This window comes from Tunturiibacter empetritectus (assembly GCF_013410875.1).
Taxonomy (GTDB): Bacteria; Acidobacteriota; Terriglobia; order Terriglobales; family Acidobacteriaceae; genus Edaphobacter; species Edaphobacter empetritectus.
On sequence record NZ_JACCCU010000001.1, the window covers coordinates 674,084 to 695,215 of the forward strand.

Consider the following 21,132-nt stretch of genomic DNA (forward strand, 5'->3'; position numbering starts at 1 on the left):
GCAAAGACTATCAACTGACAGTCTTCAGTACCACTCCGACGCACGATAGCGGTAAAGTAGTTGCCATGGCTTCAGGGGATCTGCAGGACGGGCAGAATCAGGACGAGCAGAATCAGGACCGGCCGAAGCCCAACGAGCAAGCCCAGCTGGCCGCGACCCTCGCAGCCTTCTCCGCCCGTATCGAAAGCCTCGAGCAGCAACTGGCAGAGCTGCGCTCCACCCCATCCTTGCGAGCACGCAAACTCTCCTCCCCTCCGCCACCCCCATTTCCAGAGCCCACCCCACCAAACCTATCCCGCAATCTTCCCAAAGCCAGCGGTTCACTCGAAGACCGCATCGGCTCCCAACTCTTCAGCCGTATCGGGATCGTCGCGCTTCTCATTGCCACCACTCTCTTTCTCAAGTGGGCCATCGACAACCATTGGATCGGCCCCACAGGCCGCATCCTCGCAGGCCTGATCGCAGGAGTCGCAGTCGTCGTCTGGTCCGAGCGCTTTCGCCGCCAGGGCTTCAACGCCTTTTCCTACGCCCTCAAGGCCATCGGCAGCGGAACACTTTACCTGTCCCTTTGGGCGGCCTTCCAGCTCTACCATCTGCTACCCGCCGGCGTCGCTCTCTCTGCCATGATCCTGGTCACTGCGTGGAACGCCTACATGGCCTGGTCGCAGAACAGCCAGATCCTCGCCGCCTACGCCCTCGCCGGAGCCTTTGCAACTCCTCTGCTCCTCTCCACCGGCGGCAACCATGAAGTCTTTCTCTTCACCTACATCCTCGCAATCGATGTAGCAACCGTCCTACTCGTCCGCCTCAAGCCCTGGCCGCGCCTCCTCTTCGGAGCCTTCCCCCTCACCGTAGCCTTCTTCATCGGCTGGTACATCGAATGGTTCGATGTCTACAACACCGCGAAACCTCTTGTAGTCACCGAAATCTTTATCGGCCTCTTCTTCCTGACGTTCCTGGCCCCATCCCTTCGCACTCGGCAAAACGAAGAGCACCCATCGACTCCAATTACCGAAATCCTCCTCCCGCTAGCGAACGCAGCCTTCGCGGCACTCGCGTTTTACTCCGTCCTCCAGGACACCGGCAATCACGATCTGCTCCCATGGCTCGCGGTCTTATTCGCCGCACTCTATCTAGGCCTCATGCGCCTGCCCCAACCCCGCGTCACCTCCGCCGTTCATCTCTCTCTCGCAATCGTCTTCCTCACCATCGCCATCCCCCTCAAGGCCAGTGGCCGCTGGATCATCGTCGGCTGGCTCGCTGAGGGCGCAGCCCTGCTATGGATCGCAGCCCGTCTGTCCAGCCCCGCACCTGATAAAACTCCTGAGCCAGCCCCGCTCATCCTTCGCCGCCTCGCCGCCGCTGCTCTCATCCTTGGCATCTGCGGCCTCCTGGTCGAACCCTTCTGGCTCAACGAACGAATCGACACCGCATTCCTCAATCTCCGCTTCGCCACCGCCCTCTTCGGACTCGCCGCTCTAGGCCTCTCCGCGTTCTTCGCGCATGGCCCCATTCGCTACTCCGGCCAGCAGAACAAAGCCTTCCCCAACTGGCTCACCATCGCGGGATCCTCCATCGTCGCGTTCAACTTCATAGCCATCCTCGCCTGCCTCCGCGAGCTTGACTCCGCATGGAGCGTCAATGCGGGCAATCCCGAAGCCGACCTGCAAAAGGCTCTCGCCATCTCCGCCTTCCTCATGCTCTACGGCGCCGGCCTGCTCGCCATCGGGTTCTGGAAGCGTTCCGCCTTCATCCGCTGGCAGGCGCTCTTGCTGTTGGTCTTCACCATCGGCAAGGCCTTCCTTTACGACCTGCGCAACCTTAGCCAGGGCTACCGAGTTCTAAGCTTTCTCGGACTAGGAGCCCTGCTGATGGCCATCAGCTTCGCCTACCAGAAAGACTGGCTGGCCCTCCGCCTCCCCAACCCAACATCCGAACCTCAACTGCCTAAACACGACGGAGGCGATCAGTGAAGTCTGCGATCCTTCTGACCCTTATTCTCTGGCAGGCAGCCGCAACTCCGGAGCCCACCGACCCGCATTACCTACGCTATGAACGAACCATCACTGCGTCAGGTGCAGGTCAAAGCTGCGCCATCATCGACCCATCCCTCTTTCCGCACGCCGGCCCATCGCTCAAAGATCTCCGCCTCTTCCAGGACAACCGCGAGATTCCCTACGCCATCACGCTGAGCGAGCCGCAGCAGCCTGACAGCGATTCTGCCACCATCCGCAACCTCGGCCTCCGCGGTCGCAACATCGTCTTCGATCTCGAGATGCCGAACCGGCCCTACACCGAGCTTACCCTCGATCTGGCTGGACACGACTTCATCGCCACCGCCACCGTCTCCGGCACCCGCGACCCCAACTACGCAAACCAGACCGATCTCGGCGAGTTCACGATCTTCGACCTCACCAGCCAGCATCTCTCGCGCAGCACGACGATCCACCTGCAGGAGACCAGCCTCCCCTATCTCCACATCGAACTAGCCGTCTCCCCGGCCACCGGCACGCACACTTTAGACACCTCTCCCCAGGCCCTGCAAAAGATGGTGCAGGGCATCACGGTCCCTCCCAGCCGTGAAGCTCAGTCCCTCTACACCACAGCAGTCCAGACTGCCACGATCACTCCGCGCGGCCGCAAAACCGTCGCGACCTTCGCCCTGCCGCAACGCATCCCTATCGAGCGTGTCTCCTTCTCCATCTCGCCCACCTTCAAAGCGAACTTCAGCCGCGACATCAGCATTACGGACCACCCCACCGCCCCCAACCCGGCCGACGCACTCAGCGAAACCCTCGCCGGCACCATTCTCCGCGTCCACCTCACCCAGGCTGGCCGCGAGATCCGTCAGGAGCAACTCAGCGTTCCCGCCACGCTCGGCTCCAACATGCAGAGCGCAGCTACAGTCGAAGTCGCAGTCAACAACGGGGACGACGCCCCGCTTCCCATCACCGCCATTCGCCTCGAGATGCGTCAGCGCAAGATCTGCTTCGACGCCCCCACGGCTCAGCCTCTCACCCTCTTCTATGGAGACGCCGCCCTCACCGCGCCGCAGTATGACTACACGCGCCTCTTCTTCTCTTCAGCCGAGTTCCACGCAGCAAACTTAGGCCCAGAGCAGTTCAATCCCGCCTATCGCGACCGCCCCGATGCGCGCCCACTCACAGACCGCCATCCCCATCTGCTCTGGATCGCTCTTCTGATCGTGATCTGCATCCTAGCGATCGTTGCCATCCGCTCGTCGAAGACAGTCCACCACTAGCTGTCGCATATCTTCCGACCAAAGGGAGGATCAACGCCGCTCATCCCACCCGGAAAAGGTATACGCGTCACGAAGTGACCGCCCCACGCGCAGTGGGCCCGTCCGGCAGGACAGAAGGTTTTGAGCTTACCGAATCGCCGCATCCACTTCACTGATCCAATTCGCCGACTTCAGAATCTCACGCGGCTTCGACCCATCCGCAGGCCCCACCAGACCATCGTTGTACATCATGTCGATCAGGTGAGCGGCCCGTCCATAACCGATCCGAAGCCTGCGCTGCAGCAGGGAAGTGCTCGCCTTCCCAAACTCAAACACCAGCCGAACCGCATCGTCATACAGCTCGTCGTTATTGTCCCCATCGACGCCGCCATCGCCATCCTTGCCGGTACCGGTATCTTCCTTCGGTCCTTCCAGGAAGCCATGCACATACTCAGCCTCGCCCTGCGCCTTCCAGAACTCAGTCACAGCCGAGATCTCTTTCTCCGTCACAAACGGCGCATGCACCCGCTGCACCCGGCTGGTCCCCGGCGGCAGATACAGCATATCGCCGCGCCCCAACAAACTCTCCGCGCCATTCGAATCGATGATCGTCCGCGAGTCCACCTTCGTCGCCAACCGGAAGCTCATACGAGTCGGCACATTCGCCTTGATCAATCCCGTAATCACATCCACCGAAGGCCGTTGCGTCGCCAGCACAAGATGAATGCCCACCGCGCGCGCCATCTGCGCCAGCCGCGTAATCGACTCCTCGACATTCGCCCGATCCAGCATCATCAAGTCAGCCAACTCATCAATGATGATGATGATGTAAGGCAGCGGCTCCTGGTTCACATCCTCAAACAAGTACTCGCTGCCATGGTCGAACAGCTTGTTGAACTGATCGATATTCCTCACATGATTCGCAGCCAGCAGCTTCAGCCTTCGTTCCATCTCACGCACAGCATTCCGCAGTGCATTCGCCGCCAGCTTCGCCTCCGTGATGATCGGCGTAAACAGATGCGGGATTCCCTCATACATCCCAAGCTCCACCCGCTTCGGGTCCACAAGTATCATGCGAACCTGCTCCGGAGTCGACTTGAACAGCACACTCATGATCATCGCGTTGATCGCAACCGATTTACCCGAGCCAGTCGAACCCGCAATCAGAACGTGCGGCATACTCGCCAGATCCGCAGTGACGATGCGCCCGTTGATGTCCTTCCCAAGTGCAATCGCCAGCCTGCTCTTACTCTGCGCAAAGCTCTCACACTCGACCACATCCCTCAGCCAGATCGTCTCCCGCTCATGGTTCGGCACCTGAATCCCAACCGTGCTCTTGCCCGGCATCCGCTCAATCAAGATCGACTCAGCCGCCATCGCCAGGCAAAGATCATCTGCCAGCCCCGTGATCCGGGCGACCTTCACGCCAGCCTCCGGCTTGAACTCGAACGTCGTCACCACAGGCCCGGGATTGATCTGGGTCACCTGCCCATCGACGCCAAACTCAGCTGACTTCTCCACCAGTACGCGCGCCTCTTCACGCAGCGCATCCTCGCGAACCACAGCATGCTCTTCACTCCGATAAAGCAGCGACGAAGGCGGAAGCTTATACCCCCGCACACTCTTCGGCACAATCGTCACAGGTTTGATATCCGCATCCGCACGTTTACCGAACGAGATGCCATCCGGCAGCGTATGCGACTGCTGCGATGCCGGAGCGCCCGGAGCAGCATACGAAGCTCGCGGCTCTTCCATCACCTTCTTCGGCGCACGTGTTGGAGCCGCAGCCTTCATCGAAGCCGGCTCACGCCACTCCTCAGCACCGCCAAACTCTCTAAAATTCGACTCATCATCCAGCCCATGCACCGGGGCCGCAGCCTTCGCCAGCACCTCAGCAAACGGCGCAACCGCCGCAGCCGCTGTGCCAAACGCCGTCACCGGAGGAGCATCCACCAGAGTCCGCGGCATCGCCTCGAAGATCGAAGAATGATGGCCACCCGCAACAACCTCCTCAGGCACAATCGAGATAGGCTGCACCTTCTTCTTCTTACTTAACCAGCCGAACAAACCACCCAGCAGTGTCGTTGGTTCCGGCTCAGGCTCTAGCCTTCTACGCTCTGCCGCCTCCGCAAGCTCACGAGCACGCCGCGCCCTCGCATCAGCCTGCTCCCGCTTGCTTCCATAGCCTTCCTCAAGATCAACCTCGGCGCCAGCACGACGACTTCGCCGCTGCGACCACCACTCCCACAGCCGCTGCAAGAATCCAAACCGGATCGTCGCCCACTCACGCGCCGTATTAAAGGTAAACGTCGTCGCCAGATACAGCGACACCGCCACCATCAGCGACAGCACAATGGCCGCGCCCGGCAAATTCAAATAGTGCACCAGCAGATCCGTCAGCAGTCGCCCCGTCGTCCCCTCGATAGGCAGCGAACCACGCCACATCATCTCCCCCGGCAACAAAGCAATCGCCGCCGGCCCAAACACCACCCACATCCCCAGCCCAATCATCTTTGCCAGCGGAGACCCAGCCGGCCGCGAACGCATCCAGCAGATTCCAAGCCGTCCCAACACCAGCGGCAAAAAGAACGCAGCCACCCCAATCAGCTGCAGCATCGCATCCGCGAGATAAGCCCCAACCATCCCCGTCCAATTATGCGCCGGCCGCCCCTTCACGTACTGTCCCACCGTATCGAACGACGGATCGGTCGGCGTGTAACTCGCCAGCGCCAGCATCAGCAGGCCCGCGCTCACCAATACGACCATCCCAAGAATCTCATTCAGGCGGCGGTTGCGCGTCGGGGTCGAAACAAGTCTCAGAGTTTTCATTGGGGAGCCTTCATGTGAGGGGGACGCGCGGGCCCATTCGTCACGGTGCGCACAACCTCACGCCGTCCGATCCAAACCGAGCCCGCAAATCACCAGAGCACCTTCGATTATCCCAGACCCTTCCCTCCCCCCTGCACAAATGTCGAAAAACCTCACTTCGGGGTACCCACATACAAACCCACGGGCACTCTCCGCATCTACTCTTTCATATTCACCGCCGAGCCAAATTTCACTCGGCGGTCCTTAGAACCGGTTGGCAGGGGAGCGGGATTTTCGCGATTTCTCCTGCTTGCCGTCGGCAGAGGAGAATCGCGCACAGCCGACGGACCCTGCTCCAACCGGACCCACACTTTACCCAGGATTGAGGTCATCATGCCAACAGATACAGGTAAGCAGAACGAAATGCAGCGCGCTCTAAATTCCCTCATCAGCACCCTTCTCGACAGCCAGAAAGGCTTTGCCGACATCGGCGAACATCTGAAAGACGACACCCTGAAGCGCTACTTCCTCGCCGAATCTCTCAAGCGCGCCAGCTTCCGCGGCGACCTAGAAGAGATCCTCCACCAGAATGGCGTACACGACATCAAAGAGTCCGGCACGACCGCCGGCGCTATCCACCGCGTATGGGGAGACCTGAAAGCGAAGCTAGGCGGCGGAGACCACACTCTTCTCGAGACTGCCGAACAAGGTGAAGACGAGGCCAAGAAGGCCTACGCAGACGCCCTCAACCAGGATCTTCCGCTTCCCGTTCGCCAGCTCGTCGCAGAGCAACAGGCCCACGTCATCACCTCCCACGACTACGTGAAGAGCCACCGCGACGCACTCGTATCCAAATAGTCAGAAGTAACCAAGGGCGTACCAATTCGACGACGGGCAGCGAGTTTGACCTCGCTGCCCGATTTTTTTTGTTAGCGTGAAGCATGCGAAAACAAGGAAGTGATTCAGTATGATCGGACGCATTCTTCTCGCCGCAATCTTCCTCATCTCTGGTGTCCTTCACTTTCTCGCTCCAGGCGTCTACCTCCGCATCATGCCGCCTTACCTCCCTGCACACACACTCCTCGTCCACATCAGCGGCGCAGCAGAGCTACTCGGCGCCATCGGCCTGCTAATCCCCACCACGCGCCAAGCTGCGGCCTGGGGTCTGGTCCTTCTGCTGATCGCCGTTCTGCCGGCCAACATCTACATGGCAACGTCACATCTGCGCCTGCCCGGCATCATGGGACAAAGCTGGGCGCAGTGGCTGCGCGTCCCCCTGCAGATCCCACTTATCTACTGGGCCTGGCTCTACACCCACCGATAACTAACTGCGCAATCTAGTACCCCGCGTGATACAGCCCAAACACCACCACCGAGGCCACCAGGCAATAGATCCCAAACAGATACCAGCGTCCCTCCTCCAGCCAGCTGCTCAACCACCTCAAAGCCAACAGTCCTGCCAGAAACGCAAACACCGCACCCAGCAACCCCATCACCACGCTTCCGTGCAGATCAATCGGCACACCCGCCGCCGTCGCCTCATGGGATGCCTTCACCAGCCGCATCACCTCGCGCCCAACCGCCGGAGGTGTCAGCACCACGGCCAGCGCAAAGCTGAACCGCTCAGCCCGCTCCTTGCTCGCACCTGCCAACATTCCCGTCGAGATCGTAGCGCCGGACCGCGAAAATCCGCGGAACGGCAGACACAGTCCCTGAATCGCGCCGATCCAACCCGCCTGCCGCATCGTCACGCTGTCGCCATAGACTTGCTCATGCGCGCCCATGCGCCGCTTCTCCATCAGCCCCGCAAGCAGAATCAACAGACCGGCAGCGAACAACGCAGGAGCAATCAGATCCAGCCGCCCAAATAGCAGCTCAATCTCACCCTTCGAAGCCCCTTTGAACGCTGTCTTCTCGATCAGCTTGATGATCACTTCGCCAATCACAGCCGTCAGCAGTGAAGCCCATACGACCCGGATCAAAAATCTTTTGAACGCATCGCCGCTGGAAAAATAGGTCTTCTTCCACTGATTCCAGAAGTAGACAATCACGGCGAACATTGTGCCTGTATGCAGCATCACCAGCAGTAGCGTCATCTGCGGCGTCGTCGGGTCCAGCCCCAACAGCTTTTCGGCGACTACAACGTGAGCGGAACTCGAGACAGGCAATAACTCAGCGAGCCCCTGCACAATGGCAAGGATGATGACATGAAGAATCGACATGCTTCTATCCTAAAGTGTCCGCTTGTATAAACGGTAAACAAGATAGGTCCTGCCGAACAAGCCTCCTGCGCGGAGCGCGGTCACTTCATGACACGTATACCGCTTCGCAAGGCGCTCCCGATGGTCGCGAATTATGATTATCCAGACCAACGGGAGCACCACGCGAAGCTCTAAAAAGGCGTGCGAACGCCCGCCCCACGCGTAGTGGGCCCGTCCGGCAGGACATTGCCCCTAATCCCGATCACTCCCATAGATCGCAATCCCCTGCGAAACTCGAAATGCAATACTAGCCCCCCGCGCCGCAAACTCCGACTTCGGATACCGCGCTTTCAAATCCATCGCCAGCGCCTGCGTCCTCTTCGCCGCCTCCTCCGACCGCTTCTTATCCTCCTGCACCAGGTACATCGTCACCACCACGCCCTGCCGATACACCGCGTTGTAGAGCGCCTCCGCAGCCTTAGGCCCATCCCCATACTGCTGCGCATATTTCACATACAGCCCAGTCTCCATCTCCGGACACTTCGGCAACCCTTGCCAGTCCCCGCACATCTTGTTGTCCAGCAGATCGAACGCAGCCCGCGCCGCAAACTCACTTCCCGGATACGTCTTCATCACCTTCTTCAGCTCGCCCTCGTAGATCTGAGGCCGCAAATAAGCCTCCTGCTCCTTCGCGCTCGGCAGCGTGCTGATATCGACCTTATCCAACTGCCAGCGAATATCCGCCGCTCGCCAGGCAGCCTCTGCCGCCAGCGGCGAATCCGGAAAATACTCCGCCACGCGCTTATAAAGCAGATGAGCCTCTTCCGCCGCACCTTTCGGTGCATGCGGCCGCTCCGCCTCATCCTCAAAGTTCGCCGCCGACCCAAACAGAATCACATCCCCGCCAGCCGTCCCCGGCCCCAGAATCCCCTTATCCCGAATCCACCCCGACGCCGGAGTCACATTCGCGTCCTCGCCAAACTCAGGCTTGTTACGGTCATCCTCATTTGCATCATCGTTGATATCGGTATTCGCAAACACCTTCACCCAGGGCCCACTCCGCTCGACAATCTGTATCTCATGGCCAGGAGTCACCAGCGAGATCTTCTGCGCCTCGGCGTCCGATGCAACATACACATTTGCATCATGCAGCACTGTTGCAATGGCCGTCCCGTCGTAGTCCTTTCCCTTCTTCTGCCCCATTGCAGCGACGCTCGCTACCAGAAGCATCGCCCCAGCACCAACTGCCGCACATCGCATAGAAGAAATCCGCATAGACCTCATTTAGACGCCACCACAATCCTCTGGAAAGCCAAACAGGGTCCAGTCTAAACTTTTCGCTCCTCAACCAAGTGAACCAATATCGTCCACGACTCCCCATATGACTCCTCAGACTTCCGCCACTATCTCTAAGCGCATCAAATCCATAGACTAGAGAAAGACCTTGCGGCAAGATAAAAACGCACAAAATCGCATGATGACCCTGCAAACAGAAGACTATTCGAGCCTCAAGCGGAAGTTGATCCTCCGCGACTCCCTGACCTTTTTCAGTCTGCTGCTCGTCACCATCGTCCTGTTCCTCATGACGTTCTTCCTCTTTCGCTCCTTCACCTCCCACCGCGAAGAGCTGGCCCAGCGCTGGTCAGCCCGAGGCCAGGCGGCCATCAACGCAGGCCACCCCGACCAGGCCATCGTCGCCCTCCGCACCGCCCTCTCCTACGCCCCCGGCCAGCGCTCCTATGAGCTTCTCCTCGCCCAGGCCCTCGGCGACGCCGGCCACACCGAAGAGTCTTTCAACTACTTCCTCGGCCTCTGGGAGACCCAACCCGGCGACGGCTTCATCAACCTAAGCCTCGCCCGCCTCGCCGCAAAGAAGAACGATGTGCAGGCCGCGATCAACTACTACCGCGCCTCCATCTACGGCACTTGGGAAGGAGATGGAACCCTCCGCCGCCGCGAGGTTCGCCTCGAGCTCTCGCAGTACCTCATCGCGCATCAAGACCTCAGCAGCGCCCGCACCGAACTCCTCATCGCCGGTGGCAACGCACCCGAAGACATTCCCCTCTCTCTCACCCTCGCGCAGCTTCTCGAGCAGGCCCAGGCCCCTCACGACGCCTTGACCTACTACCGCAAAGTTCTTGCGCACGAGCCAAAAAACCAGCTCGCCCTCCAATCTGCTGCCCGCCTCGAATACGACTCCGGCCACTTCGACGAAGCCCACCGGCTCATGGAGCAGTCCATACACCAGCAGGAAGCCTCCACCGCCACGCACGAGACGATCACGCACAGTGATAAAGAGATGTTCGAAGACTCCGCGCGCATCCTCGAGCTCGCTCCCCTCAAAAAACTCCCGAACAACGAACGCGTAACCCGCATCCTCGAAGCTCGCACCCTGGCAAAGAAGCGCTTTGACGCCTGCAGCACACAACTCTCCGTCGCCAGTGGCATGTCTTCTCCGCTTCAGGACCTTGCCGCTAAATGGTCGACCAAAGACGCAACCAGCAACCGCGCCGCTCTCCTCAACGATCCCGCCCAGCAGGACGCCACCATGCAGCTCGTCTTCGACACCGAGACCCAGACCAGCAAGATCTGCGGCCCTCCCACAGGCGACGACGCCCTCCTCCTGCAGCTCGCCAAGTTCCCCAAAGCGATGGAGCCCTAAGCCAGAATGGAAGATCAAACAGCAATGGCGGAGACGGAGCCAGTCGCACCGAGTACACCGAGTACTCTGCGCGACGACATGATCGCCCGCATCGCCCCCGGCCGCGAAGAGCGCGTCTTTCTTCTCCTCTCCATCTTCATCGGCGTCGTCTCCGGCCTTCTCGTCGTCTCCTTCCGCATGGCGATCGAGTGGCTCAGCGTCCTCCTCCTCGGCTCCTCGCCAAACCCGCACCAGCCGCGCCTGCTCTACATTCCCGCCGCGGCAGGCTTAGTCATCGCCGTCCTCACCCGCTACGTCTTCCCCAAGGTCCGCGGCAGCGGAATCAACCAGACCAAAGCCGCCCTCTACATCAGCAACGGCTACATCTCCTTCCGAACCGTCATCGGCAAGTTCCTTCTCTCCGCACTCGCCATCGGCAGCGGCCACTCTCTCGGCCCCGAAGACCCATCCCTCCAGATCGGCGCCGGAGTAGCCTCCCTCATCAGCCGCCGCTTCGGCATGTCGAAGGAAAAACTCCGCATCTTCGCACCCATCGGAGCCGCCGCCGGCCTCGCCGCAGCCTTCAACGCACCCATCTCCGCCATCCTCTTCGTCATCGAAGAGGTCATCGGCCAATGGAGCGCCGCTGTCCTTGGCTCCATCGTCCTCTCCGCAGTCGCCAGCGTCGTCGTCGCCCGTTCCTTCTGGGGCGCCCAGCCGATGTTCCGCATCCCGGTCATCGACCTACGCGACTCCCGCGAGCTCCTAGCCTACGCCGCACTCGGAGTCACCGGCGGTTTTGCCTCTCTCGTCTTCGCAAAAGCCCTCAGCTATCTCCGCCCAAAACTCCGTAGCCAACCCCAGTGGTCGCAACTCCTCCAACCCGCCGCCGCGGGCCTTCTTGTAGGAGCCATCGGCTACTTCGGCTTTGTACAAGTCATGGGCGCAGGCTACGAAGCCATCGACCAGGCTATGCACGCGCAGTTCGCCTGGAAGATGCTCCTCCTCCTCGCACTCTTCAAGATCATCGCCACCACGCTCTCTTTCTCCAGCGGCACTCCCGGCGGAATGTTCGCACCCACGCTCTTCATCGGAGCCATGCTGGGCGCCGCCGTAGGCACCTTCGAAAAAATCTACTTCCCCCACCTCACCGGCTCCATCGGCTCCTACGCGCTGGTCGGCATGGGTGTGCTCTTCGCCGCGTTCCTCCGCGCCCCCCTCACCTCCGTCTTCATGGTGCTCGAGGTCAGTGGCAACTACTCCATCGTCCTGCCCGTCATCCTCGCCAACACCATCGCCTACCTCATCTCCCGCATCCTCCAGCCCGTCCCCATCCTCGAGCAGTTCACCCACCAGGACGGCCTCGACCTCCCCTCCATGGAAGAGCTACGCGAAGAGAGCAACCTCCACCTCGAAGACGCCATGCAGCCCGTCACCGTCCCCATCCTGCAAGGCAGCGAAACCATCCCCGACACTCTCCGATCCCTAACCCAATACGAAGATTTAAAATCCATCCCAGTCTTCCTCATCCACTGCAGCGACGGCCTCTGGTACGCTGCAAAAAGAGAAGAGCTGGAAGCCCTCACCGCGAATCAGCCAGAAGAACAAGATGCAGCCACACCCAAGCCCCCACCCGCGACACTAAGCGAACATCTAGGCCCTGAGCGCACACCCGTCCTCTTCCCCGACCAGCCTCTATCCAGTGCCCTCCCGCACTTCCAGCGCTGGCCTCTCCTCCCCATCACCAACCGAGCCATGCGAGGTTCCCTGGAAGGCGTAGTCTCCCTCCACGACGTCCTGACCCGCTACCAAAAACACTAGACAAGGCAAGCTTTTTCGTTTTTCCCCCACCAAGATAAGTGACTCGTCATTTCGACCGAAGCGGCCCACAGTTTCATCGTGGGCCGCGTAGTGGAGAAACCCCCGCATTTGTCTTTGCCGTTGCTTGTTCTACCTACTGAGCCACAGATCATCGGGTGCCCCATTCATCGCGTCTTTGTCGTATGCGATGAGTGGGAATGTATAAATCTCTAGCCAGTCTTTGTGTTCCTACCCGCTACCGCGCAGCCAGCTCCCCTCCAACTGCTCCCGCAGCGCAGGCTCCAGATTTCCCCCACTCAAAATCACCGCCACCTTCTTTACCTTCGGCAGCTCCTCAGCATGAAACAACGCCGCCGCCAGCGTCACCGCCCCACTAGGCTCCGGCACCAGCGTCGTTGCGCGCAACATCACTCGCATCGCCGCCAGTATCTCCTCCTCCGACACCGTAACAATCCCATCCGCAAACTTCATCACATGAGCAAAGTTCAACACACCCAGACTCTGCGTCCGCAGTCCATCCCCAATCGTCCGCGTAGTCTTCGCCGCAGACCACTCCACCAGCGTCTTCGAGTAAAAGCTCTCCTTCGCATCCGCCGCCAGCTCCGGCTCCGCACCCCACACCTGCACCCCAGCACTCACCATCCCAGCCTGAGCCGCCAGTTTCACCGATGTAGCAGTCCCACTCAGCAATCCACCGCCGCTCACCGGCGAGATCACCAACTCCACCCCCGGCAGCTGCTCCACAATCTCCAACCCGCAAGTAGCCTGCCCCGCGATAATCTGCGGAGCGTCATAAGGCGGAATCATCGCATATCCAAACTCCGCCACCAGCTCCTCCGCCTTCAGTCTCCTCTCCGACGAAGCCGGCCCCACCTCCACAATCTCCGCGCCCAGCGCCCTCGTAGCCGCCTTCTTCACCTCAGGAGCATTCGAAGGCATCACAATCACCGCCTTCGCCCCCAGCGCCCGCGCCGCGTACGCCACCCCCTGCGCATGATTGCCGCTCGAGTAAGTAATCACCCCACGCCGCAGCGCCTCAAGCGACAACTGCGCCACCATGTTGTAAGCTCCGCGCAGCTTGAAGCTCCCAATCGGCTGCTCACTCTCTGCCTTGATGTAGAGATCGAACTCAGGCTCCGGAAACTCCCCCATCCGCAAACGAGCCCGTTCCACTCGATAAAGCGGCGTCCTCACCGCAACCCCGGCGATCCGCTCCTTCGCCGCCCGAATCTCCTCCAACGTCACAAACTCACTCATCAACCCACGTCTCCTCAGCTCATCGCCGCAGAGATAATTCTATCCGCCCAATTGAACTAGAACACCCGCCCCAACCCAAAGAACCACTTCCGGTGGTCGCTATCCCCAATACTTCCCCCACCATAAAACGGCCCAAAGATAGTCTTCACCACCACCGCACCCGAGATATCGTTCGGCAGTGTCGGCGTCCCCGCAGCCGCATTCCACACCTTCCCAATCTCATAAAATCCAGCCGCGTAGATTGAATCCCCGATCACAGGATTCAGCTTCGTCAGCCGGTAAAGATAACCCACCTGCCCCAGAAAATAATCACTCCCCAGCAGCTCTCCACGATCGTAAGCACTCAATCGCAGCGCGCCTCCCAGCGAAAATCCCGCCAGCCCAAGGTTCTTCGCTCCAAAGCTCGTTCCTCCCTCCATCGTGCCGAAGAGTATCCCCTTCCTCCCCGTAGGAAGAAAGTGCGCCACGCGCGTATCCCACTGCGAATACCCTCCCTGCTCAAACGGGCTCTGCGTCGAATGCGTAAACTTCGTCAGTAGCTCCGAACCCTTCGTCGGCACCTGTACATTGTCCTGTCCCAGATACTGAAACCGCACATTGCTCACAAACGGCGTCAGGTGAAAGATCTGTTCAATCGGCTGTCCCACGCGCAGCGTCTCGCCATACCACTGGTAGTCCTCGCCCACTCTCAACTCCGCCTTTGAGCTGAACCGATACCCCAGATCCAACCCAAATCCATTACGCTCCTCGGTGTACTGCGAGAGCTCCTGACTTCCCGAATAGAACGACGTAATCGTATGCGTGTAGTAAGCTCGCGGCGCAGCAAAATACCGCTTCGCCGCAACCAGCGGCTGATACAACTCCCCAGTAATCCCAGCTACCTGCCCCACCGAGGCATCGACCCTTACTTCAGACGCCGGCCCCGTCAGCCCAAAGAACGTCACCCGTCCGCCCAGTCCCAGTTGAATATCGTTCGAATCATTCGAAGCAAGCGTCAGTCCAACATCCAAAAACGGCGGCCCATAGTCTTTGATCTGCGGTCGCACCAGCAACCCGGTCTTGTCCTTCTCATCGACCAGGTTATAGCCGATGCTCGAGTAAGTTCCCGTGCCCTGTAGATCCGCAATCGTCTCCTCAATCTTCTTCGGATCCACCGGCTTACCGACATACTTCGTAAACTCATTCGCAATCTCTGCACGCTGCGCGCCCTTTACTCCACGCACACTCACAAACTGTGGATTTGGAATCTGTGTCCTTCGCCGCGCATCTCGCTGGGCTACATACGCCTGCCAGTCCGCATCGTTCAAGGCATACTTCATCAGCTCAGCCGAGTGCTCCTCTGCCACCTTCACGCCCTGCGGAATAATCTCCGCGCTCTTCTCAAACTCGCCGGCGCTGAACTTGCTCACATCCGCCTTCAGCAGAATATTGGCGTTTTTCATGCTCAGCAGTTCATTCGCCGAAACCATGATCGCAACATTCCTTCCCGCCACGCCCACCAGCGAGTTCAAGCTCATCTTATCCACCGGACCCGTATCCAGGTACACCGCAATCACAATATCCGCGCCCATCCCCCGCGCCACATCTACCGGCAGATTATTCACCGCACCGCCATCCGAATAGATCTGATCCCCATACACCACCGGCGCAAAGACACCCGGAATCGACATCGTCGATCGCATCGCCCGGGCCAGCGATCCGTCCTTGAACACATGCTCCTTTCCCGTCGTTATATCGGTCGCCACGCAACGGAAGGGAATCGGCAGATCGTCGAAGTTCTTCAAATCGTAGTAAGGAAGCATCTCCCTATCCAGCAGCAACCCCACCGCCGACCCCGAGTTCAACCCATTCGGCAGACTCAGCCCATGCTTCAACCCAAACTCCAGCCGATTCGGAAACGCCACCTTGTCTTCCTTCCGGCGATAACTCAACGCAGGAAACGGCACCTGCCCGCTCAACACCGACGACCAATTAATCCCACCGACAAACTCCTCGATATCCTGCGGGCTGTTCCCAGACGCATACAGCCCGCCGATCAGGCCGCCCATGCTCGTCCCGGCTACCTCATCGACTGGAATGTGGTGCTCTTCCATCCACTCAATTACGCCGACGTGCGCAAATCCCAGCGCCCCGCCACCCTCCAGCACCAACCCAATCCTCTGCCGGGTCGGAGGCGCAATCACCGGCTTCTGGGCGCAAGCCGCCCCCGCCGCCCACACCATCGCGATCGACACCGCCGCAACAGCACATCGAGAAAAAGCGGCTTCCAGCAAAAAAACCGCCGGCCTGAAACTGCGCATACCACTCCCTGAGAGGCTTCGCTCAATCTCCAGCCTACTATCCCACACCCTCATCTCGACCGCTAACTCAAAGGGGTAACCACCGCCCTAACCCGCATCAACAGCGCGGAATCAAATCCCTAAAGGTAGTCCCAGGCAGTAGCAGTAGCTCTTCTGACACCCGCAACTCCAGAGCAAAAAAAAGAGCGCCCCATCAGGAGCGCTCTCTTCTTCTTCTCGTTCGTTCGTCAAATCTCCAGAATCACCGGCATGATCAAAGGCCGCCGACTCGTGCTCTTCTGGATATACCGCTTCAGATCGTTGCGAATCTTCTCCTTGATCACGCCGTAGTCGGCCTTCTCTTCCGCCGAAGATCCCTCAAGAGTCCGCTGCACCACCTGTCGCGCTTCAGTGATCAAACCCTCTTCGGTCGCGATCGCCATACCGCGAATCACAATCTCAGGCGGATTCTCGAGCAAGCCCGTCTGCTTGTTGATCGCAATGATCGGCAGCACAATGCCATCCTCACTCAAGTGTTTCCGGTCGCGAATGACGATGTCTTCCACCACGTCGGTCGAGGTTCCACCCGAATCGATGCAAACTCGCCCAACCGTAACCTTCCCGGTCTTCGTAGCCGAGCCCTTATCCAGCTCCAGAACGTCGCCGTCCTCCATCAGAATCGTCTTCTCGACCACGCCCATCGACCCTGCCAACTCTGCATGACGCTTCAGATGGCGATAGTCTCCATGAATCGGAATAAAGAACTTCGGACGAACGAGATTAATCATCAACCTCAGCTCCTCCTGGCTCCCATGTCCGCTCACGTGGATCAGACCCGACTGCCCATCGTCATGAATCACCTTCGCATCGCGCCGCTCCAGGTGATCGATCATCCGGTAGATAGACTTCTCATTCCCCGGAATCACCCGCGAACTCAGCAGCACCGTATCACCCGCATCGATATGCGCGAACTTGTGATTATTCACCGCCGCCCGGCTCAACGCACTCATCGGCTCACCCTGCGTGCCGCTGATCATGATCAGCAACTTATTCGCAGGAAAATCACGAATCTGCCCTGGATTGATCACCAGACCCTGCGGCAGATCCAGATACCCAAGATCCTGCGCAATCTCAGTAGAGTTATCCAGCGACCGCCCGATCACCGCAACCTTGCGCCCATGCTCATGCGCCAGCTCCATCGCCAGCCGAATCCGATGAATCGAAGACGAAAAGCAGCTGAAGAAAAGCTTCTTCTTCGTCTGCGAAAAAATCTCATCCAGCTTCGGCCGCACAGCCCGCTCACTCGGCGTGTACCCATTGCGGTCCACGTTGGTCGAGTCCTGCAACAGCGCCAGCACGCCCTGCTTGCCCAGCTCGGCAAACGCATGCAGATCGAACGGTTTGTTATCCGGTGGCGAAAGATCAATCTTGAAGTCGCCCGTATGCAGCACCACGCCCACCGGCGTATGAATCGCCAGTGCCACGCAGTCCACCAGCGAGTGCGTCACCCGGATCGGCATGATCGAAAACGGCCCCAGCGTAATCCGATGCCCGGGAATCATCTCGTTCAAATCCGCGTCATCCAGCAGCCGGTGCTCTTCCAGCTTGCCCTCAACATACGCCAGCGTAAACTCCGTCCCATATACCGGAACGTTCAACTCAGACAGAATCCACGGCAGTCCGCCAATGTGGTCTTCATGCCCATGCGTCAAAAGGATCGCGCGAACCTTCTCGCGGTTTTCAGTCAAATAGCTGATATCAGGGACAACAATGTCCACACCCAGCAACTCTTCTTCAGGAAACATCAGACCGGCGTCGATGACAATAATGTCATCCTGCCAGCGGATCGCCATGCAGTTCATACCGAACTCACCAAGGCCACCCAGCGGAATCATCTTCAATTTATCTTGTGCCATCAACTCTTAAGTTTACCATCGCAAGCCCAACTGCCCTTGGAACGAGGCAAACACAGCGTCCTCGGCACGAGAATGTCGCTGCGTTGTCGCTGCCTCACCATCTGCCGTCATCCACACCCTACTGTCATCCACCCAGGGCTATCGTCATTGCCCCCCACTGCCATCGTCATTGCCTCCCCACTGCTGTCATCCTGAGCGCAGCGAAGGATCCCCCTATTTCGTCGTTGCCTTTACTGTCGTTCGTTCCTCAAGCCAAAAAAGCGTCATCTCGACCGAAGACGGCGCTTTTGCCGCCGCAGCGGAGAGGCCCCCGCATTTGCCTTTGCCTATTCTCATGGCAAACAGCTCTTTCCACGAAATGCGACACTCTCCGGCGTCGACTAAGCACAATGTAGACTCTGGCGTATGCGTGACTCGACCAAAGTGATTATAGGTCTCGGCTCTATTTGGGGGCTTTATGCCCTCGGAGCAACCGTCATCGGTTCGTTCACGATTGGAGCCAATGACACCGCTCCCGAGATCGTAGGGCTCGTTCTGTATGGATTCACTCTTCTACCCGCGTGCATTTTGGCAATTTGGTATAGAAAGCCGACAGCCATATGGCTTATCGCTTTAGCTTTTATCAGCGTATTTGGATTTATCTACCAAATACTTGAGGAAGCTGGCCCGGCAAAAGAGTACCGATCGCTGCCGCGAGATTTAGGGTTCGCACTTTTCATGGCTGCAATTCCTGGTCTCTTAGGTATCTTGCTGCTACGTAGTGTTCGGCGTGAAAAGCGCGAAATTTAGTTTGACTACCCCGCCGCCTACAAAACCTCGATCCCCTCAGGCCTGCCAATCACAACCTTACTCGTCATCCCCAGAAACAGCCCATGCTCCACCACCCCCACTGTCCCTTTCAACTCCTCCCCCCCCGCAACCGCATCAAACCCAACCTGCGGCAGCTTGCAATGCACAATATAGTGCTGCCCATCGGTCACATAAGGCTTGCCGTCATCCGTCATCCGCAGCTCCGACTCAAACCCCAGATCCCGCAGCCGCTTCACCGTCGTCTCAAAGCCAAACGGCACAACCTCCACCGGCAGCGTAAACACCGACCCCAACGTCTTCACCAGCTTCCGTGGGTCCACCGCAATCAGCAGCCTCCCACTCGCCATCGCCACAATCTTCTCCCGCAGCAGTGCCCCGCCATGCCCCTTGATCAGATAAAGCGTTCCCTCCTGCACCTCATCCGCGCCATCGATCGTCAGATCCAGGTGCGTCAGATGCGCAAAGTCGCTCATCGGAATCTTCAACTCCAGCGCCAGCTTCTGCGAGGCCTCAGACGTCGCGATCGCCTTGATCCGCAACCCCTCCGCCACCCTTCGCCCCACCTCTTCAATCACCAGCGCCGAAGTAGACCCCGACCCCAGGCCCACCGCCATCCCATCTTCAATCTGCGCTGCCGCCCACACCGCAGCCCGGCGCTTGGCTGCATCGGTTGCATTGCTCTCAGGAGAACTCATGCCTTCCTTGATATCACGGGAAGCAAAAATCTGCACGACACCGCCACGCGATCAGGCTTAGGCCAGTTGGACGAGCGCATTGGCCTGTTACCGCTAACTGAGAGCGTGCCAATCACCATCGCCTTACCTCAGGATGTCCTTTCGCCGCCGCTGCTCGCTCTCCTCTATCATCGCGTTCAAATTCGCAGCTTTTCCAGCACAACGTGTGTCGCGTGCTCCGTAGCCTTATGCTCTGCCACAGAGAACCCCATCGCGGGCAGGTCAAGACCGGCAAGCAATGCCTCACCTTGACCGAGGGCAACAGGTGCAAGTGCAAAGTGGAGGGAATCGATCAACCCAGCCTGCAGATACTGCCGCACGGTGGAAACACCGCCTCCAATCTTGACGTCCTTATCACTCGCTGCTTTTTTCGCGAGCCTCAGCGCCTCTTCGATTCCGCCGCTGACAAAGTAGAAGGTCGTCCCGCCTTCCATCACGAGCGGCTCACGCTCGTAGTGCGTCAGAACGAAGGTCGGAGCATGGTATGGCGGATTGGGACCCCACCATCCCTTCCACGAGTCGTCCTGCCACGGGCCACGGACCGGACCAAACATGTTGCGGCCAAGGATGAAGGCGCCGAAGTTTTCCATCGCCTGCCGTGCGAACGCGTCGTCCACATCGATAGATCCGCCCTCTTTACCGTGCATGGCACAGAATGTTTTGGTATGAAAGAACCACTGAAAGAGCTCTGGACCGCGCTTGCCCAGCGGGTCGTCCAGTCTCTGTTCTATCCCTGCGCTAAAACCGTCCAACGAAATACCAAATCCCGCGACACGAACCTTTGACATGTATGCTCCTCGCTTTCGAAATTCAATTAGCCCCGCGCTCGGTGACGCCATCAGGTTTTGAGCGAACGTTGACCTGACGGAATTATCCATTGACCTCACGGCTGCACCAGCGTGATTTGCCCAAGCCAGCTGAAAAGCATGATTACCACCACGTCAGCCCCCCACCATCAAGATCATGGCCGGGGCTGACCTCATCGCGCGGTGTCCTTTCGCCGTCGCTGCTCACTTGCCTTGATGATTTCGTTCATGTCTCCGGCTGGCCGAATCTCGAAGATGTTGCCATACGTCATCGCCGGATGCTGCGCCATGAGCTGTGCAGCTTGATTCATATCCCGCGCCTCAAGGATGAGAATGCCGCCGAGTTGTTCTTTGGTTTCGGCATAGGGGCCGTCGGTCGTTGCTACTTTGCCGTTCTTCCAATATAGGGTCAGGGCGGTCTCCGTACCCTGGAGCGCTTCTCCACCGGCCCAGTGCCCGCTGGCGCGAAGATGGTCGTCATAGTCAAAGCATTTGTCGAACATGGCGTTTCGCTCGCTCTCCGGCATCCCAGCGAATTTGCTTTTGTCGTAGTAGCCAAAACAGATGTATTTCATAAATTTCTCCTCATTTCTGTACTCAAAGAGCCGTAGCTCATTG

General features: G+C 59.0%; 16 protein-coding genes. 7 read left to right on the forward strand and 9 right to left on the reverse strand.

Annotated elements, in window-relative coordinates; all coding sequences use genetic code 11:
- Positions 1-65: 65 nt before the first annotated feature.
- Complete coding sequence (locus HDF08_RS02855) at positions 66-1,973, forward strand: DUF2339 domain-containing protein (protein WP_218884482.1); 1,908 nt, start codon at positions 66-68, stop codon at positions 1,971-1,973.
- Entirely contained in the window at positions 1,970-3,262 is a 1,293-nt protein-coding gene (locus HDF08_RS22075) for a DUF3999 family protein (RefSeq protein WP_179637035.1), read from the forward strand. The genes HDF08_RS02855 and HDF08_RS22075 overlap by 4 nt, the downstream gene beginning before the upstream one ends.
- Positions 3,263-3,388: 126 nt before the next feature.
- Here the strand turns inward: HDF08_RS22075 and HDF08_RS02865 are convergent, their stop codons facing one another.
- Positions 3,389-6,070 (reverse strand): DNA translocase FtsK, encoded by a 2,682-nt coding sequence (locus HDF08_RS02865; protein WP_179637037.1) that lies wholly within the window; start codon positions 6,068-6,070, stop codon positions 3,389-3,391.
- 372 nt (positions 6,071-6,442) lie between these two features.
- Here HDF08_RS02865 and HDF08_RS02870 point away from each other — a divergent pair, with 372 nt between their 5' ends.
- Both HDF08_RS02870 and HDF08_RS02875 read left to right on the forward strand, forming a co-directional pair.
- Positions 6,443-6,907: a PA2169 family four-helix-bundle protein gene (locus HDF08_RS02870; RefSeq protein ID WP_179637038.1), complete on the forward strand. Its 465-nt coding sequence runs from the start codon at positions 6,443-6,445 to the stop codon at positions 6,905-6,907.
- Positions 6,908-7,016: 109 nt separating this feature from the next.
- Complete coding sequence (locus HDF08_RS02875; RefSeq protein ID WP_179637040.1) at positions 7,017-7,373, forward strand: DoxX family protein; 357 nt, start codon at positions 7,017-7,019, stop codon at positions 7,371-7,373.
- Positions 7,374-7,386: 13 nt separating this feature from the next.
- Here the strand turns inward: HDF08_RS02875 and HDF08_RS02880 are convergent, their stop codons facing one another.
- Both HDF08_RS02880 and HDF08_RS02885 read right to left on the reverse strand, forming a co-directional pair.
- Positions 7,387-8,271, reverse strand: coding sequence for an undecaprenyl-diphosphate phosphatase (locus tag HDF08_RS02880; protein WP_179637042.1), 885 nt, complete (start codon positions 8,269-8,271; stop codon positions 7,387-7,389).
- A gap of 231 nt (positions 8,272-8,502) precedes the next feature.
- Complete coding sequence (locus HDF08_RS02885; protein ID WP_257030852.1) at positions 8,503-9,525, reverse strand: hypothetical protein; 1,023 nt, start codon at positions 9,523-9,525, stop codon at positions 8,503-8,505.
- Between the two features lie 199 nt (positions 9,526-9,724).
- On the opposite strand from HDF08_RS02885, the gene HDF08_RS02890 reads away from it, so the two are divergent.
- Together HDF08_RS02890 and HDF08_RS02895 are read left to right on the forward strand one after the other, a co-directional pair.
- A complete protein-coding gene (locus tag HDF08_RS02890) occupies positions 9,725-10,912 on the forward strand; it encodes a tetratricopeptide repeat protein (protein ID WP_179637044.1) in 1,188 nt (395 codons plus the stop codon).
- Between the two features lie 6 nt (positions 10,913-10,918).
- Positions 10,919-12,712, forward strand: coding sequence for a chloride channel protein (locus HDF08_RS02895; RefSeq protein WP_179637046.1), 1,794 nt, complete (start codon positions 10,919-10,921; stop codon positions 12,710-12,712).
- Positions 12,713-12,940: 228 nt separating this feature from the next.
- Here the strand turns inward: HDF08_RS02895 and HDF08_RS02900 are convergent, their stop codons facing one another.
- The 3 genes from HDF08_RS02900 to HDF08_RS02910 form a co-directional block, all read right to left on the reverse strand.
- Complete coding sequence (locus tag HDF08_RS02900; RefSeq protein ID WP_179637048.1) at positions 12,941-13,969, reverse strand: threonine ammonia-lyase; 1,029 nt, start codon at positions 13,967-13,969, stop codon at positions 12,941-12,943.
- 56 nt (positions 13,970-14,025) lie between these two features.
- Positions 14,026-16,269 carry a patatin-like phospholipase family protein gene (locus HDF08_RS02905; protein WP_179637050.1) on the reverse strand — a complete coding sequence of 748 codons (2,244 nt, stop codon included), beginning with the start codon at positions 16,267-16,269 and terminating at the stop codon, positions 14,026-14,028.
- A 227-nt stretch (positions 16,270-16,496) separates the two neighbouring features.
- Complete coding sequence (locus HDF08_RS02910; protein ID WP_179637052.1) at positions 16,497-18,164, reverse strand: ribonuclease J; 1,668 nt, start codon at positions 18,162-18,164, stop codon at positions 16,497-16,499.
- Between the two features lie 405 nt (positions 18,165-18,569).
- On the opposite strand from HDF08_RS02910, the gene HDF08_RS02915 reads away from it, so the two are divergent.
- On the forward strand, positions 18,570-18,953 hold the full coding sequence (locus HDF08_RS02915) for a hypothetical protein (RefSeq protein ID WP_179637054.1): 384 nt from the start codon (positions 18,570-18,572) through the stop codon (positions 18,951-18,953).
- A gap of 17 nt (positions 18,954-18,970) precedes the next feature.
- On the opposite strand, the gene rpiA is transcribed toward HDF08_RS02915, so the two are convergent.
- The 3 genes from rpiA to HDF08_RS02930 all read right to left on the reverse strand — a co-directional run bounded on the left by rpiA (position 18,971) and on the right by HDF08_RS02930 (position 21,089).
- Positions 18,971-19,669, reverse strand: a complete 699-nt coding sequence (gene rpiA, locus HDF08_RS02920; RefSeq protein WP_179637056.1) for a ribose 5-phosphate isomerase A — start codon at positions 19,667-19,669, stop codon at positions 18,971-18,973.
- A 176-nt stretch (positions 19,670-19,845) separates the two neighbouring features.
- Positions 19,846-20,496 carry a dihydrofolate reductase family protein gene (locus tag HDF08_RS02925; RefSeq protein WP_179637058.1) on the reverse strand — a complete coding sequence of 217 codons (651 nt, stop codon included), beginning with the start codon at positions 20,494-20,496 and terminating at the stop codon, positions 19,846-19,848.
- A 191-nt stretch (positions 20,497-20,687) separates the two neighbouring features.
- The gene (locus HDF08_RS02930) at positions 20,688-21,089 is read right to left on the reverse strand and encodes a YciI family protein (protein ID WP_179637060.1); all 402 of its coding nucleotides are present in this window, start codon (positions 21,087-21,089) and stop codon (positions 20,688-20,690) included.
- Positions 21,090-21,132: the final 43 nt, after the last annotated feature.